General features: G+C 64.0%; 19 protein-coding genes. 14 read left to right on the top strand and 5 right to left on the bottom strand.

What is annotated here, in order from left to right:
• Positions 1-12: 12 nt before the first annotated feature.
• From B3P22_RS01270 to B3P22_RS01240, 7 genes are all read left to right on the top strand, one after another.
• Positions 13-1200 (top strand): beta-ketoacyl-[acyl-carrier-protein] synthase family protein, encoded by a 1188-nt coding sequence (locus B3P22_RS01270; protein WP_296269600.1) that lies wholly within the window; start codon positions 13-15, stop codon positions 1198-1200.
• A complete protein-coding gene (locus B3P22_RS01265) occupies positions 1197-1661 on the top strand; it encodes a hotdog family protein (RefSeq protein WP_024306661.1) in 465 nt (154 codons plus the stop codon). The genes B3P22_RS01270 and B3P22_RS01265 overlap by 4 nt, the downstream gene beginning before the upstream one ends.
• Positions 1654-2397 (top strand): 3-oxoacyl-ACP reductase FabG, encoded by a 744-nt coding sequence (gene fabG / locus B3P22_RS01260; protein ID WP_296269571.1) that lies wholly within the window; start codon positions 1654-1656, stop codon positions 2395-2397. Before B3P22_RS01265 ends, fabG begins: the two co-directional genes overlap by 8 nt.
• Positions 2397-3629 (top strand): beta-ketoacyl-ACP synthase, encoded by a 1233-nt coding sequence (locus tag B3P22_RS01255; RefSeq protein ID WP_296269570.1) that lies wholly within the window; start codon positions 2397-2399, stop codon positions 3627-3629. The genes fabG and B3P22_RS01255 overlap by 1 nt, the downstream gene beginning before the upstream one ends.
• A complete protein-coding gene (locus B3P22_RS01250; protein WP_296269569.1) occupies positions 3626-4048 on the top strand; it encodes a hypothetical protein in 423 nt (140 codons plus the stop codon). The genes B3P22_RS01255 and B3P22_RS01250 overlap by 4 nt, the downstream gene beginning before the upstream one ends.
• A gap of 72 nt (positions 4049-4120) precedes the next feature.
• Complete coding sequence (locus tag B3P22_RS01245; RefSeq protein ID WP_024306657.1) at positions 4121-4558, top strand: hypothetical protein; 438 nt, start codon at positions 4121-4123, stop codon at positions 4556-4558.
• A 61-nt stretch (positions 4559-4619) separates the two neighbouring features.
• A complete protein-coding gene (locus B3P22_RS01240) occupies positions 4620-5210 on the top strand; it encodes an Sbal_3080 family lipoprotein (protein ID WP_296269568.1) in 591 nt (196 codons plus the stop codon).
• Positions 5211-5216: 6 nt separating this feature from the next.
• On the opposite strand, the gene B3P22_RS01235 is transcribed toward B3P22_RS01240, so the two are convergent.
• Entirely contained in the window at positions 5217-5771 is a 555-nt protein-coding gene (locus B3P22_RS01235; RefSeq protein WP_296269567.1) for a methyltransferase family protein, read from the bottom strand.
• Positions 5772-5834: 63 nt separating this feature from the next.
• Here B3P22_RS01235 and B3P22_RS01230 point away from each other — a divergent pair, with 63 nt between their 5' ends.
• The 6 genes from B3P22_RS01230 to B3P22_RS01205 are packed head-to-tail and all read left to right on the top strand — an operon-like array spanning position 5835 to position 10205.
• A complete protein-coding gene (locus tag B3P22_RS01230; protein WP_296269566.1) occupies positions 5835-6239 on the top strand; it encodes a beta-hydroxyacyl-ACP dehydratase in 405 nt (134 codons plus the stop codon).
• On the top strand, positions 6232-7116 hold the full coding sequence (locus B3P22_RS01225; RefSeq protein WP_296269565.1) for an ABC transporter ATP-binding protein: 885 nt from the start codon (positions 6232-6234) through the stop codon (positions 7114-7116). Before B3P22_RS01230 ends, B3P22_RS01225 begins: the two co-directional genes overlap by 8 nt.
• A 5-nt stretch (positions 7117-7121) precedes the next feature.
• Positions 7122-8303 carry an ABC transporter permease gene (locus tag B3P22_RS01220; protein WP_296269599.1) on the top strand — a complete coding sequence of 394 codons (1182 nt, stop codon included), beginning with the start codon at positions 7122-7124 and terminating at the stop codon, positions 8301-8303.
• Positions 8285-8551 (top strand): acyl carrier protein, encoded by a 267-nt coding sequence (locus B3P22_RS01215; protein WP_296269564.1) that lies wholly within the window; start codon positions 8285-8287, stop codon positions 8549-8551. The genes B3P22_RS01220 and B3P22_RS01215 overlap by 19 nt, the downstream gene beginning before the upstream one ends.
• Positions 8548-9654 carry a beta-ketoacyl synthase N-terminal-like domain-containing protein gene (locus tag B3P22_RS01210; RefSeq protein ID WP_296269563.1) on the top strand — a complete coding sequence of 369 codons (1107 nt, stop codon included), beginning with the start codon at positions 8548-8550 and terminating at the stop codon, positions 9652-9654. Before B3P22_RS01215 ends, B3P22_RS01210 begins: the two co-directional genes overlap by 4 nt.
• Positions 9654-10205 (top strand): hypothetical protein, encoded by a 552-nt coding sequence (locus tag B3P22_RS01205; RefSeq protein WP_296269562.1) that lies wholly within the window; start codon positions 9654-9656, stop codon positions 10203-10205. The genes B3P22_RS01210 and B3P22_RS01205 overlap by 1 nt, the downstream gene beginning before the upstream one ends.
• A 100-nt stretch (positions 10206-10305) precedes the next feature.
• Here B3P22_RS01205 and B3P22_RS01200 read toward each other — a convergent pair whose 3' ends face one another.
• The 4 genes from B3P22_RS01200 to B3P22_RS01185 are packed head-to-tail and all read right to left on the bottom strand — an operon-like array spanning position 10306 to position 13795.
• Positions 10306-11307, bottom strand: a complete 1002-nt coding sequence (locus B3P22_RS01200) for a BtrH N-terminal domain-containing protein (RefSeq protein WP_296269561.1) — start codon at positions 11305-11307, stop codon at positions 10306-10308.
• Positions 11304-11711: a hypothetical protein gene (locus tag B3P22_RS01195; protein WP_296269560.1), complete on the bottom strand. Its 408-nt coding sequence runs from the start codon at positions 11709-11711 to the stop codon at positions 11304-11306. Before B3P22_RS01195 ends, B3P22_RS01200 begins: the two co-directional genes overlap by 4 nt.
• Positions 11701-12858, bottom strand: a complete 1158-nt coding sequence (locus B3P22_RS01190; RefSeq protein WP_296269559.1) for a beta-ketoacyl-ACP synthase III — start codon at positions 12856-12858, stop codon at positions 11701-11703. The genes B3P22_RS01195 and B3P22_RS01190 overlap by 11 nt, the downstream gene beginning before the upstream one ends.
• Before the next feature lie 19 nt (positions 12859-12877).
• Positions 12878-13795 (bottom strand): dialkylrecorsinol condensing enzyme, encoded by a 918-nt coding sequence (locus B3P22_RS01185; RefSeq protein ID WP_349681621.1) that lies wholly within the window; start codon positions 13793-13795, stop codon positions 12878-12880.
• Positions 13796-13860: 65 nt separating this feature from the next.
• On the opposite strand from B3P22_RS01185, the gene B3P22_RS01180 reads away from it, so the two are divergent.
• Positions 13861-14310 carry a DUF2141 domain-containing protein gene (locus B3P22_RS01180; RefSeq protein WP_296269557.1) on the top strand — a complete coding sequence of 150 codons (450 nt, stop codon included), beginning with the start codon at positions 13861-13863 and terminating at the stop codon, positions 14308-14310.
• Positions 14311-14331 lie beyond the last annotated feature (21 nt).

Here is a 14331-nt window from a genome sequence, read left to right as displayed (position 1 = left end):
TCCCGCGCCCCCATCCCTGGCTACCTCAATGCGCTCGGCCTGCTCTGTGCCCTCGGCGAAGGCAAGCAGGCCGTCGCCGATGCGCTGTTCGCCGGCGACGCCTCGGGCATGCGTGCCGAAGAGGGTTGGGTCAGCGAGCGCAGCCTGACGGTCGGTGCCGTGCATACCGAGCTGCCGGCCATGCCGCCCGGCTTCGAGCGTTCGCACAGCCGCAACAACCAGCTGCTGCTGGCTGCGGCGCTGCAGATCGAACCCGAGCTGCGGGCGGCCATCGCCCGCCATGGCGCTCATCGCGTCGGCTTGGTGCTGGGCACCAGCACCTCGGGCATTCGCGAAGCGGGCGACCACATCGGGCGCCATCTCAGCGAAGGCGAGCTGCCTGCCGACTACCATTACGCTCAGCAGGAGATGGCCGCGCCAGCGAATTTCCTGGCGGACTGGCTGAAGCTTGGCGGGCCGGTGTACTGCCAGTCCACGGCCTGCACCTCCAGCGCCCGCGCCCTGCTCAGCGCCCATCGCCTGCTGCGCATGGGGCTGTGCGACGCGGTGATCTGCGGCGGTGTGGACAGTCTGTGCAGCCTGACGCTCAATGGTTTCTCATCGCTGGAGGCGGTATCCGCCGAGCCCTGCAATCCGTTCTCGGTGAACCGCAACGGCATCAATATCGGCGAAGCCGCGGCCCTCTTCCTGATGACGCGTGAGCCCGCGCCCATCGCCTTTCTCGGTGGCGGCGCCAGCTCCGACGCCCACCATATCTCTGCCCCGCACCCGGACGGTCTCGGCGCACGCAGCGCGATGGAAAAGGCCCTGGCCAATGCTGGCCTGACGCCGGATCGGATCGACTACCTCAACCTGCATGGCACCGCCACCCGGCATAACGACTCGATGGAGAGCAAGGCCGTACATGGCCTGTTCCCCAACGGCCTGCCCTGCTCATCGAGCAAGCCCATGACCGGCCATACCCTGGGCGCAGCAGGTGCGCTGGAGGCGGCCTTCTGCTGGCTGACCCTGAGCGACTACAACCGTGACGGCCTGCTGCCGCCGCACCTCTGGGACGGGCAGCGCGATCCAGAATTGGCCCCGATCGAACTCGTCCAGGCCGGGGCCCGGCTGCCTCGTAGCCAGGGCCGCCACCTGATGAGCAACTCCTTCGCCTTTGGCGGCAACAATGTCGCCCTGATTCTGGGGGATGCGCCATGAAGCTGTGGCCCGTCGCCGAACTGGTGCCTCATGCCGGCAACATGGTGCTGCTCGACGAAGTCCTGAGCTGCGACACGGAAGCGATCGAGGTGCGCCTCGTCGTACGCCCGCACGGCCTGCTCAGCGACGCCGACGGCCACCTGCCGGCCTGGACCGGCATCGAGCTGATGGCGCAGGCCATCGCCGCCTTCGCCGGCGTCCAGGCCAAGCGTGCCGGCCTGCCGGTGGAGCTGGGCTTTCTGCTCGGCACACGCAAGTACAACTGCAACGTAGAGCACTTCCCGGCCGGCAGCGAACTGCACATCCGCGCTCAGTGCTCGCTACAGGACGACAACGGCATGGGCGTGTTCGAATGCCACCTGACCGGCCCTGGCATCCAGGCCGAAGCCCGCCTCAATGTATTCCGCCCGCCGCAACCGGCGGTCTATCTTCAAGAATCGCAAGAACAATCCCATGACTGAAAATACTTCTGCCGCCACCGTTCTGGTCACCGGCTCCAGCCGTGGTATCGGCCGCGCCATCGCCTTGCGCCTGGCGCGCTCGGGCCATGACATCGTCCTGCACTGCCGTTCGCGCCGAGATGAGGCCGAAGCCGTGCAGGCGCAAATCACCGAGCTGGGGCGCCAGGCGCGCATCCTGCAATTCGACGTATCCGACCGCGCCGCCTGCCGCGAAGCGCTGGAGGCCGATGTCGAACAGCACGGCGCCTACTACGGCGTGGTGTGCAACGCCGGCCTGACCCGCGATGGTGCCTTCCCGGCCCTCTCCGAAGACGACTGGGACCAGGTGCTGCGCACCAACCTGGACGGTTTCTACAACGTGCTGCACCCGCTGACCATGCCGATGATTCGCCGTCGCGCGCCTGGGCGCATCGTCTGCATCACCTCGGTGTCGGGGCTGGTCGGCAACCGTGGTCAGGTCAACTACAGCGCCTCCAAGGCCGGCGTGATCGGCGCCGCCAAGGCCCTGGCGATCGAGCTGGCCAAACGCAAGATCACGGTGAACTGCGTGGCACCCGGCCTGATCGATACCGAGATTATCGACGAACTGGTACCGGTCGAAGAGATCCTCAAGATGATTCCGGCGGCGCGTATGGGCACACCGGAGGAAGTCGCTGGTGCGGTGAACTTCCTGATGTCCAGCGAAGCGGCGTACATTACCCGTCAGGTTCTCGCGGTGAATGGCGGTCTGTGCTGATGAAGCGTGTAGTCGTCACCGGTATGGCCGGTATCACCTCCCTGGGTAGCGACTGGCCAACCATCTCGGCCGCGTTCAAGGCCGGCAAGAGTGGTATCCGGCGCATGGACGAATGGGATCGCTTCACCGAGCTGAACACCCGCCTGGGTGGCCCGGTGGACGATTTCGTCCAGCCCAAGCACTGGAACCGCAAGCAGACCCGCAGCATGGGCCGGGTGTCCAAGCTGGCGGTGTTCGCCGCCGAACGTGCCCTGGAGCACGCCGGCCTACTCGGCGACCCATGCATCGCCGACGGCCGCATGGGCGTGGCCTGCGGCTCGTCCACCGGCAGCACCGAGGAGGTCAAGGCCTTCGGCAACATGCTGCTGAACTCGGTGGCCGACGGTCTCAACGCCAACTCCTATATCCGCATGATGCCGCACACCACGGCGGCCAATATCAGCATCTTCTTCGGCCTCAAGGGCCGCTTGATCCCGACCTCCAGCGCCTGCACCAGCGGCAGCCAGGGCATCGGCTACGCCTACGAGGCGATCAAGTTCGGCCGTCTGAAGATGATGCTCGCCGGTGGCGCCGAGGAACTCTGCCCGACCGAGGCCATGGTGTTCGATGCGCTCTATGCCACCAGTCTGAAGAACGACGCCCCGCACACCAGCCCGCGCCCTTACGACAGCGGCCGTGACGGCCTGGTAATCGGCGAGGGCGCCGGCATCCTGGTGCTCGAGGAGCTGGAGCACGCCCTCGCCCGCGGCGCCACCATCCATGCCGAGATCGTCGGTTTCGGCTGCAACTCCGACGGCCAGCACGCTACCAAGCCGGTGCAGGAAACCATGCGCGGCGCCATGCAGCTGGCACTCGATGACGCCGGCCTGGAGCCCTCGGCAATCGGTTACGTCAACGGCCATGGCACCGCTACCGAACAGGGCGACGTCGCCGAGACCCTGGCCACCAGCAGCCTGTTCGGCCCGCGCATGCCGATCAGCTCGCAGAAGAGCTATTTCGGCCACACCCTGGGTGCCTGCGGCGCACTGGAGTCCTGGTTCAGTATCGAGATGATGAACTCCGACAGCTATGCGCACACGCTCAACCTCGATCACATCGACCCGGCTTGCGGCGAGCTGGACTATCTGTGCGGCGAGTTCCGCAACATGAGCCACGAGTACGTGATGAACAACAACTTCGCCTTCGGTGGCGTGAACACTTCCCTGATCTTCAAACGCTGGCGCCAAGCATGAAACTGATGACCACGCGAACCCTTCCCCGTTTTCTGTTCGTCCTGATGCTAGCGGGGCTCGCGGCCTGCAGCCGCGTGCAACCGGTCATGACCGTTCATCAGCAGCTGCCCGCCACGACCACACTGAGCGACGAGCAGCTGCGCGAACCGCTGATCCGCGCCCTGACGCGGGCCAAATGGACCCTGGAAGAAGAAGAGGCCAATCGCATCCTGGCGCGTATCGACTTCCGCCAGCACAGCGCCTCCATTACCATCGACTACGCTGGCGGACGCTATGACATCCGCTATCGTGACAGCCACGATCTGGACTACGCGGATGGCAAGATTCACAAGCGTTACAACGCGCTGGTGAAGAAGCTCAATCGGGTGATCCTGCAGGAAGTCCGCATCGCACAAAACCTTACCGGTTCGTTGCAATAAGAGGATGTCTGCAAAGCTGCATGGCCGAGCGCAGCAATTTGCAGGCACCCACATCACCAAGGAGAGAGCTTGATGAAACACAAGTACTGGATCGCCACCGCCTTCTGCGCCAGCCTTCTGCCCGGCCTCAGCCAGGCCCGTGATACCGCGCATTTCCTCGACTTCCAGTCTGTGGTGAACGAAGCCACCCAGGCTGGCCGTCTCGATGGTTCGGTGAAGTTCTACCTGAACAAGATCCCGGCTGGCGCTCAGATCATCAACGCCAACGTCACCACCAGCCAGAAGACCAATGCCTTCAACAAGAGCGATGAGGAAGCCTGCAGCTGGGTGCTGCAATCGGCCCTGATCAAGCTGCAGAACGCCGCCAAGGCTGCCGGCGCCAACGCCGTGGTCGACCTGGCGAGCAACTACAAGAACAAGGAATACCGCGACGACAGCAAATACGAATGCCACGCTGGCGCCATCATGGCCGGCGTTGCACTGAAGGCCAAATACGCCAAGGTGAAGTAATCACCGCCCCCGCAGGCCACCGCAACGGTGGCCGTGTTTTATCCAAGGAAGACCATTGACCATGCCGCCTGTTCGCTCCTGCCTGCCCTTACTCGCCGCCACCGTGCTGGTCGGCTGCACCGCCACGCAAGTCACCCCACTGAAAAGCGCAGCGGACCAGATGTGCATCGAGGAGAATCCAAAGGTTCAGGTCAGTGATTTCGTACCCGTGCTGCAGCAGGGCTTCGCCCGTCATGGCATCGAGACGCAGCTGTACGCGAAGATCCCCCGCGAGCAGTGCCCCTATGTGGTGACCTTCACAGCCCGCCGCTCATGGGACATGGCGCCCTACCTGTCTACTGCCGAAATAGTAATTCTCGGCCCACGTCGTCAAACCCTGGCCAAGGCCAATTACCACCTGCGCGGCAAAGGCGGTTTATCGCTGATGAAGTGGCAGGGAACCAAGAGCAAGATTGATCCGGTCATCGACGAATTGCTGGCAAACGTGCAGCTGACTGCCACCGTCGCCACGGAGGCGCAACGCGAAAGCGCTTCACCGCGACGCAAGAGCCTGGATGAGCAGATACGCGAGCTGCAACAGCAGCATCTCGGTTACGAGGACTATCAACGCGCCTACCGAAAACTTCTGCTGGAGAATCAGACGTCAGACTGATCCTGCTCAGAACACATACGGCACGAACATACGTGTACGTGCCATGTAGTCGCGATAGTCCTCGCCGAAATAGGCCAGGCACTCGCGCTCCTCGCAACGCGCCGAACACCACAGCAGCACGCTGGAGAGCAGCGCCAGCGAGAGAATCAGCGCGTCCATGCGCTTGAAGGCGATGCCCCACGCCAGCAACAGCAGTGAGCAATACATGGGATGCCGGATGTAGTGAAAGATGCCGCCCGTCACTAGCTGAGAGGTTCGCTCGAAGGCGAACAGCTCTTCATCCTGGCGTTGTGCTCCAGCCTTGCCGAAACGCCGCATCTGGTAGATCCCCGCGAACAGCACCAACAGCGAAAGGCTGAGCAGAACCCAGGCTATGCGCTGGTTCAGCTCAGCCCGATCTCCAAACCAGGATGAGGCGTTGAGCACCAGCATCACCGCCATCGCCTCCCATGCCAGGAAACGGTAAAACCCGTGGCTACGCGGATTGCCCAGCGTACGCCAGGAAATTCCCACCAGCGCTGCGCTGATCGTCACAAAAGCCACCCACTGCCAGATCGTCACCCCATCCTCCCTCTATCCCTGCCTCTGTTACACTGCGTCGCCCACACGCACCGACCGCTTGCCATGGATCGCACCCAACTGCACACACTGCTGCCGCACCAGGGCGATGCGCTCTGGCTGGATGCATTGGTCGATCACGATGCCCAGAGCATCCGCGGTCTCAGCGCCTGGCATCATCTCGACAAGCTCGGCGAAGATGCATCTCCTTGCCTGCTGTTCGAAGCGGCGGCCCAACTTTGCGCGGCACATGGTGCCCTATACGGCGAAGCGGATGCCATCGAAATGGCCCTGGTCGGCAAACTTTCCCAGCTCAATCTGCACCCGGTCACAGCGCGCGAAGAGCCGCTTTTGATCAGCGCCCGGCAGGAAGCCTTAAGCCCTGCAGGCGCGCTCTACGCCTTCGCCATCCAGGCTGGCAGCCAACCGCTGCTGGACGGCAAACTACTGCTGGTGCTCGTTCGTGCTTGAACTACGCGACGTCAGTTTCCGCTATCCGGGGGCAGATAGTCTTGCCCTGCAAAATATCGACCTGCAATTGCAGGAGGGCCAGTGCCTGGGCCTGCTCGGCAGCAACGGCGCCGGCAAGACCACCTTGCTCGCGCTGCTCAGCGAGACCCTGGCCGTGCAGCAGGGTGAGATCAACTGGCACGGTCCGCGCAGCCTCGGACTGGTGCCGCAACAGCTGGCGTTCTACGCCGAGCTGAGGGTAGCCGAAAATCTCGCGCTGTTCGCCGACCTCTACCGTCTGCAGGGCGCGCAGCGCCGCCAGCGCCTGGAGCTGTGCATCGCCAGCACGGCTCTGGCAGACAAACTCTCACGTCGCGCCGCGCGCCTTTCAGGCGGCGAGCAAAGGCGACTGAATTTCGCCATCGGCCTGCTCCAGCCTGCGCGCCTGTATCTGTTCGATGAAGCCACCGTCGGTGTCGATGCGAGCAGCCGGCAGCTGTTGCTCGATGCCGTCGAGCGCCTGACCGGCGAAGGCCATGGTGTGATCTACACCAGCCACTATCTGGACGAGGTAGAGCGGGTCGCCGGACGCATCCTGCTGCTGCACGAAGGCCGGGTGCGCCTCGACGTGGACAAACAGCAACTGCTCGAAGGTGGCCACGGCCTGCTGCTGGAGTGGCCAGAGCAGGTTCCCGAAGCTTTTCAGGCGCTGCTCGGCCAGCTGAATCTGGAGGCGGAGGCGCTGCCCAACGGCCTGCGTATCGGCAACCTGGACGCTCAGCAGTTGCTGGCGATCACCCGGTTCATTGCCGCCCAACCGGTGCCTCCGAGCCTGCTGCGTTTCGGCCGCCCATCACTGGAGCAGCTCTACCTGAGCCTCAACGGAGGCCGCCTGTGAGCCCGATGCTGGCGCTGATCCGCAAGGAATGCCTGCTGCTGCTGCGCGATCCGCATGCGCTGGCCGTGCTGTTCATCATGCCGATCCTGTTTCTCGTGCTGATGGCGGCAGCCTTGTCCAATTACCTGCGCGACGAGCCACCGCCCCTGAGCCTGGTGCTGGAGGTCGCGCAAGCCAGCGAAGCCAGCGGGTTCTTCCAGCATGCGCTGCAGGAACAACTGCCGGGCAGTCACCTGCTCGCCAGCAGCGAGGAGCCCTTGCCCCGCATCAGTCTGGCCGAGAATTTTTCCGAGACCTTGCTGGAAACACCTCACATAGGCCCCAGGTTGAGCTTCCCGCCGCGCACCGATGGCCAGACCCGCCAGCGTCTGCGCGCAGCGCTGAACATCGCCCTGGCGCAGACCCGCCTGCTGGCCTACCTGGAGGACAGCGACGCGCTGGACGCGGGTATGAGTACCGAGCAACGCTGGCAGTTGATTCGCCAGCGCACCCAGAGCGAGATCAGCGAACGGCAGATGCTGGCCAGCGGCGAGCTAAGCGGCAGAGCCAACGCCAGTCAGCTGAGCGTGCCGGCCTGGCTGATCTTCGGCATGTTCTTCGTTGCCCTGCCAATGGCCGGTGGCTTCCAGCGGGAACAGCAAAGCGGCGCCCTGCTGCGTTTCCGCGCGCTGGGGCTCAGTCCCACAACCCTGGTAATGAGCAAGTTGCTGCCCTACGTGGCCATCAACCTGGTGCAGTTCGTCCTGCTGCTGGCTATCGGCGTGCATGTGCTGCCCTTGCTCGGTCTCAGTGGCCTGAGCCTGCCGGGCGCCCCGCCGGCCTACCTGCTGCTCGCGCTGAGCCTGAGCCTGGCGGCCTGCAGCCTCGGCCTGTTCCTGGCTTCGCTGGCGCGCAGTGGCGAGCAGGCGTTGCTGCTGGGCGGCGGCATCAATATCATCCTCGCCGCAATCGGCGGCATCATGGTGCCCAAGAGCGTGATGCCCGAGGCCATGAGCCAATTGGCGGAAGTCTCCCCCATGAGCTGGGCGCTGGACGCCTTTCTGACCCTGCTGGTCGGCCAGGGAAGCCTCGCCGACATCGCCCCTGACTGCGCCCGCCTTCTGCTGTTCGCCCTGTTGCTGGGCGGCGGCGGGCTTCTCCTGTTCCGCAAACGAGTGCAGCAAACGCAATGGACGACACATTACTAGAACAAGAACTCAAGCAATTGCTGATCCGTGAGTGCGACCAGGAAGACGACATCGACTGGCAAAGCATCGCCAACGATGAACCGCTGTTCGGCCAGCAGAGTCGGATCGCCATGGACAGCCTCGACGCCCTGCAGGTCTCGCTGGCCCTCCAACAGCGCTACGGTGTGCGCATCGAAGGCGCCAAGGACGGCAGGCGCATTCTCAACAGCATCGCCAGCATTGCGGCCTTTATCAGGCAGAAATCGTGACCCCCGTCTATTTGCAGCGAGGCGCCCTGCTCAGTGCGCTCGGTGCCGACCTGCACGCAGCCGGCATGGCCCTGCGCCAGGGCGCCGTGCCTGCTCCCGGCTCTTTCCTGCTGCATGAACTGCAGCAGCCGCGCCCCTATCTGTACGCCAGCAGCAATGGGGAAAGCCGCGACGAGCATTGTGACCGACTGATCGGCGAAGTCCTCGGCAATACCTCCGGCAAACTGGATGACTGTTTGTTGATCGTCGCCAGCACCAGTCTGGACATCGACGACCTTGAACAGCGTGCCGCTGCGGCAGGTGGCTTCCGCCTGGAGCACTCGACATCGCTCGACCTGCTGGCCGAGCGCTCCCACCAGCGCTGGGGCTTCGCTGACGCCTTCACCCTCAACACCGCATGCACCAGCGCAGCCAACGGTCTGCTCTATGGTGCGCGAATGCTGGCGGCCGGCCTGTACGAGCGCGTACTGGTACTGGCCTTCGAGACGCCCAGTGCCGTCGCCCGGCAGGGCTTCGGTGCGCTCGACCTGACCAGCCCGAGCGGCGCCTACCGCCCCTTCCACCCCGAGCGCGACGGCCTGATTCTCGGTGAGGCCTATGCCGCCACGCTGCTGACGCGGGAGCATGGTGACGCCCCACTGGCGAAGCTGCTCGGCGGCTTCAGTGCCTGCGACACCAGCAACCTGACCACCACTCGCGAAGATGGCAGCCATATCGACTGGGTGATGCGCGAAGCACTGCGCAGCGCTGGCGCCAGTATCAAGCAGATCGGTCTAGTGAAGCTGCACGGCACCGCCACCGCTGCCAATGACCGCGCCGAGAGTAATGGCGTGCGCCGGCTATTCGGTGACCAGTTGCCGCCCCTGTGTGTGCTCAAACCCTGGCTAGGCCATACGCTGGGCGCCTGCGGCCTCAGTGAAACCCTGCTGATGATGGAAAGCTGCGACCACCTGCCTGGCCTGGACTACGCCGACCAGGCCTTGCTGCCGCTGCAGGCCAGCCCCATAGCCGCCGCCGCGGACCGCCTGTTGCTGGCCAACTTCTTCGGGTTCGGCGGCAACAATGCCAGTCTCGTATTGCAAAGCTGCCAGGGGAGCGATTGATGAAACAGGTAATCGCTGCATGTAGCGTGAGCGGCTCCGCGGGCTGTTCCGACAAGGACCTGAAGGCCGCCCTGAGCCAGTGGCTGGCAGCTCCGCCACGGCGCATCGACCGGCTTATCCTGCAGGCCCTGCTCTGTACCACGCCAATGAAAGATAGCGTCCAGAGTCGCTGCGGCCTGTACCTTGCCTCCCATCACCCAGCACGCGCCACCATGGGCGCCCTGCTCGACGCGGTGTGCGTTCACCAGCTCCAGCCCAAGCCCTTCGAGTTCGTCAATAGCGTGAGCAACGCCGCCGGCTTCCATGTTGCCGCGCAGCTGGGGCTGGAAGGCCCCAACCTGTTTATCGGTGCAGGGCTGAACGTCTGGAAACAGCTCCAGGCGCTGGCCTTGCTGGACCTCGGCGATGGCCTGGTCGATCAGGCGCTGCTGGTGGTGATCGACGAGAATGACGGCTTTCAGGCGCAGGCGGTGCTGATCGAAGCGCCAACCGAAGCACAGGACTTCGCCGAGCTGACGGCCGGCATTGATGTGCTGCAGTTGCAGCTCTGATCTGCTTTGTTGACTGCGTTGGTGGGCTGAGGCCCACCCTACGGGGCAGCAGATGCAATTCGGTGACTGCAGGGTGAGCTTCAGCCCACCGCGATCAGCCTCAACCCTTGCGCTTGGCCCAGGCGCCCAATTCCCTCATCAGGCCCTGCTCCTGATCGGCAATAGCCCGCAAGCTGTCGGCGATCGGCCTGAAATCCGGCGCCTCGCCCTTGCTGCGGCTGGCACGCACGCAGGCCGAGGCGAACTGGCGCCACTCGTCGCCCACCGCTGTGAGCCGCACCGAAGCCTCCTGCAGGCTGGCATCGCCGATCTTCTCGCCGGCCTCCTGCAGGAAGCTGGCATACATGAAGCGAAAACCTGCACCGCCGGTGCCAATCTCCTCCTGCATGCGCACGATATGGGTCAGATACAGGCGGTTGTACTTGGCCTGCGCAGGGTCGAGCGCCTCGACGCATTTGGCCAGGTGTCGGATGCCGCGAATGCCGATCCACGGCAGCGGCATGCCGTCGAGGATACGCGAGGTGGACAGCACACTCTGGCGAATCAGCCGCTCCCAGTCCTGGTCCGGCGACACCTCGTCGAGGTAGTACATCAGCCCCTTGGCAGCCAGCGCGCCCTTGGCGAAGCGTGCTTTCTGCAGATCTGCGCTGGCACAGCGCACCGGCTCCTCGAACACCGGATCGCTGAGCAGGTACTCGTCGCCCTCACGCCCATAGGCCAGCAGGTTGTGAGCGTTGAAGTGAAAGCGCATCTCTGCCGGGAAGTACGGCAACCAGAACACCGAGCTCTGCAGACCAGCCAGGCGCCCGCTATCAAGCGCCGCATCCAAGGCCGCGCGGCCCTGCTCGGGGTTGGCGAAGGTGCGGCTGGTCAGGCGCACGCCAAGGCGCTTGCTCAGGGTCTTGATCAGGTGACGTGGCGGCATGCGATAGGCAATCAGCGGCATGCCACCAATTTTGACGATCGGCAGGTAGGCGAAGGCCAGGCCTGATGCCAGGCCGAAGGCCATCGGCTCGCTCATCGGCAAACCGGCATGGGTGAGCAGGCTGGCCATGACGCCACTTTCGCAGTGGGCGCTCTGGCGGTGCTGGAACGCAGTCATGACAACTCTCTCTGGTAACGACGCAACTCGTCGACGGCCAGGCCGAAGGCCTCGGCGTAGCGTGCCAGCACCGAGGTGCTCAGGCGGCGATAGATTTGCGGACGAAAGTGGCGGCGCACGCGCCATTGCCACAGGCCGGTGATCTGCGCCAGCGCCGGCTCGTCCATGCGATAGCGATACATCAGACATTTCAGCGGCGACAGCTCGCCACGCTGCCAAAGCGCCAAAGCCTCGGCTTCCTGGGCCTGCAACTCGGCGACGGCCAGTTGCGTGGCGTAGGACTCGGGATCCCAGCCTACGCTCTGCGCGCCCTGGTAATGACCGCTTTCATCGACCGCATAGAGCAGCTTGCTATGCCCGCCATAGGCAGAACCGGGATCCTGCGGAACCTCGTCAACTTTCATCGCCAACCACCGTCAGGTGCATGAATGCACTGGAGAAACGCCCGCTTTCAGGCACGTAACAGAGCAACCGCTGGCCGCTGCGCAAACGGCCGCCGTTGAACAGTTCTTCGAGGATGATGAAGATCGAGGCCGCACCGGTATTGCCCTTGCTGGTCAGGTTGGTGAACCAGCGCTCCATCGGGATCGGCAACTCGACCTTGGCCAGGCCCGCGGCCAGCGGCTCGCGGAAGAACTCCGAGGAGTAGTGCGGCAGGAACCAGTCGATGTCCGCCACACGCAGCTCGCGCCGCGCCATGATCCGGCGCAGCGCCTCTTCCACGGTGTATTTGACGATGTTCTCGTTGAGCAGCTTGACGTTCTGCTTGATCGCCATCACCGACTGCTTCGCGCGCTCGTCGGTATCGTAGTGGCTCCAGCCACGCAGTGTGCCGTCCTGCATGTCGGCGCCGGCGTACATGCAGGGCGGCATCTGGTCGGCGAAGGAAAGGATATCCAGCCAGTCGATACGCAGGCTCAGCCCGCTTTCGTTGGGGCGATCCTGCAGCAGCACGGCACCTGCGCCATCGGAAAGCATCCAGCGCAGAAAGTCCTTCTCGAAGGCGATCTCCGGGTGCTTTTCCAGCTCATCGATACGGCTTTCGTATTCGGCGTTGAAGTTACGCGCCTGCATCAGCGTCGAGGCGACCTCCGAACCACAGGCCACGGCAGTGCGGCTCTCGCCACTGGCCACACTCATCCAGGCATATTTCAGCGCCGTCATCCCGCACAGGCAGATACCGGCCGTGGTCGCCACCTCGCAGGAGGGATTGCCCAGCTCGCCATGCACCATCACCGCGTGCCCCGGCATCACCTGATCCGGCGACGAGGTGCTGGCCACCAGGCAGTCGAGCTGGTTCAGTTCAAACCCTTCGCCCTGCAAACCACGTATCGCTTCGGCACTGAGCTGCGCATTGCTCATGCTCGGCTCACCAGTCGCGGGGTCGATCACGTAGTGACGCTGCCGGATCCCATTGCGGCGCAGCACCAGCTTGCGCGCACGCGACGGCTTGCCACCGACCATACCCAGGCGCGCTTCCATCTGCTCGTTGTCCACGGGCTCGTGCGGCAGGCAGGCGCTGATGCGGTTGATGAATACAGGGGTTACCACGGTCTTACCTCGGGTCACTTCACTCGCCGGATGGGCCGGCGAAGTAGGCCTTCTCTCGCTGGATACGCGCCTTCAACAGCGGCGCCAGCATTTTTTTCAAAACAGCCGTGATGGGTACCACGGTCAGGATCAGGCAAATCAGGAATACGATGTACAGCACCAGTCCGGCGCCACGGCGCCGACTCTGCTGCGGGCCGAGCGCCGAGAGCAGACGACTCCACAGGGTAAAGCTGCGATTGCCGACCTTTTCGCTGGCGATCAGTTTTTCATCTACCTTGACTGCGCCCAGGCCAGTGAGCATCGGAGCCTCGATCGGCAGGTCGTCAGACAGCAGCCGCCGCGCCATAGCGTCGCCGAAGCGGCTGGCCGCCGCCAATTCCCGTTCGTCGATACCGGCGCGCGGCACCCAGCTGTAGGGCTTCTGCCGGCCGGTGAACATCCACAGCGGCGTGGCCAGGAAACTGGCGGCCGTGCCGCAGGCATCGGTCAACACGATGTTGTCCAATAGGCGCGCGCCCAGCGCGTTCAGGCGCGCCTTGACCTTCTCCTGCGCCATCAGCCACATGTTGCGGCAACCGATCAGCGTGACCACCGGGGTGCCTTTCAACAGGCGAGCCGCCTCGGGCGAAGCGAGAAAGCTGGTGCACGGCAGCGACGGCGAGAGGAACCAGACCTGGTAGGCCAGGATCACTAGGTCATAGCGTTTGTCGGCATCCACGGCCAGCGGCAGCAATGGTTGCGGCTTCATCAGCACGGTTTCAGGGAAGATGCGAAAGAACCCGAGAAATGGCCAGGGAAAGGGGAAAGGTTCAGCCGGCTGCAGCGCCAGGAAATCCACCTGGATGTCGTCACACTCGCGCAGTGGCCCACAGACCGATCGCACCAGGCGGTCTAATTGGCCAGTCTGAGAAAAGTGGACGACTAAAACATGACGCATTCGCGGCGCATTCCCTGCAAAATGGCCGGATTATGCCACAGAGCCTTCTTCAAACCGTAACCTGCATGCGCCAACTTTTCCTATTGGTTCCGCTCCTCGCTTGCCAGACGATCCAGGCAGGCGACCTGCTGGTCGAAGTAGAAGGCAGGCAGGATCAGGCAAACCTGTATCTGGCCCTGGTGCCAGCCGACCAGCCAGACTGGCAGCCCAGCCTGCGCGAACTGCAGGGCACGGAAACGCCGCTGCTTATTACCGACCTGCCACCCGGTCGCTACGCGGTGCAGGTGTTCCAGGACAGCAACGGCAATGGCCAACTGGATCTCAGCCCCCGCGGCATCCCGCTGGAGCCGGTAGGTTTCTCCGGCAACCCATCACTCTTCGGCGGCAAACCCACGCCCCAGGACAGCCTGTTCGAGCATGGCGCGGCAGACAGCGTGATCAGCGTGCGCCTGATTTCGCCGCGCAAGAAAAAGGACCGCGTGGCGCCGTTAGCACCACGCAACGGTAGCCGCTAGCGGCCAGGCAAACAGCCTGGC

This window comes from Pseudomonas sp. UBA6323 (assembly GCF_002439135.1).
Taxonomy (GTDB): Bacteria; Pseudomonadota; Gammaproteobacteria; order Pseudomonadales; family Pseudomonadaceae; genus Aquipseudomonas.
This window is presented reverse-complemented; position numbering and strand designations above follow the sequence as displayed.

Coding starts and splice junctions, on each gene's coding strand:
- fabG (WP_296269571.1), top strand. CDS start 1,654: ATGACTGAAAATACTTCTGCCGCCACCGTTCTGGTCACCGGCTCCAGC.
- B3P22_RS01240 (WP_296269568.1), top strand. CDS start 4,620: ATGCCGCCTGTTCGCTCCTGCCTGCCCTTACTCGCCGCCACCGTGCTG.
- B3P22_RS01255 (WP_296269570.1), top strand. CDS start 2,397: ATGAAGCGTGTAGTCGTCACCGGTATGGCCGGTATCACCTCCCTGGGT.
- B3P22_RS01215 (WP_296269564.1), top strand. CDS start 8,285: ATGGACGACACATTACTAGAACAAGAACTCAAGCAATTGCTGATCCGT.
- B3P22_RS01185 (WP_349681621.1), bottom strand. CDS start 13,795: ATGCGTCATGTTTTAGTCGTCCACTTTTCTCAGACTGGCCAATTAGAC.
- B3P22_RS01220 (WP_296269599.1), top strand. CDS start 7,122: ATGCTGGCGCTGATCCGCAAGGAATGCCTGCTGCTGCTGCGCGATCCG.
- B3P22_RS01195 (WP_296269560.1), bottom strand. CDS start 11,711: ATGAAAGTTGACGAGGTTCCGCAGGATCCCGGTTCTGCCTATGGCGGG.
- B3P22_RS01265 (WP_024306661.1), top strand. CDS start 1,197: ATGAAGCTGTGGCCCGTCGCCGAACTGGTGCCTCATGCCGGCAACATG.
- B3P22_RS01230 (WP_296269566.1), top strand. CDS start 5,835: ATGGATCGCACCCAACTGCACACACTGCTGCCGCACCAGGGCGATGCG.
- B3P22_RS01200 (WP_296269561.1), bottom strand. CDS start 11,307: ATGACTGCGTTCCAGCACCGCCAGAGCGCCCACTGCGAAAGTGGCGTC.
- B3P22_RS01245 (WP_024306657.1), top strand. CDS start 4,121: ATGAAACACAAGTACTGGATCGCCACCGCCTTCTGCGCCAGCCTTCTG.
- B3P22_RS01180 (WP_296269557.1), top strand. CDS start 13,861: ATGCGCCAACTTTTCCTATTGGTTCCGCTCCTCGCTTGCCAGACGATC.
- B3P22_RS01250 (WP_296269569.1), top strand. CDS start 3,626: ATGAAACTGATGACCACGCGAACCCTTCCCCGTTTTCTGTTCGTCCTG.
- B3P22_RS01205 (WP_296269562.1), top strand. CDS start 9,654: ATGAAACAGGTAATCGCTGCATGTAGCGTGAGCGGCTCCGCGGGCTGT.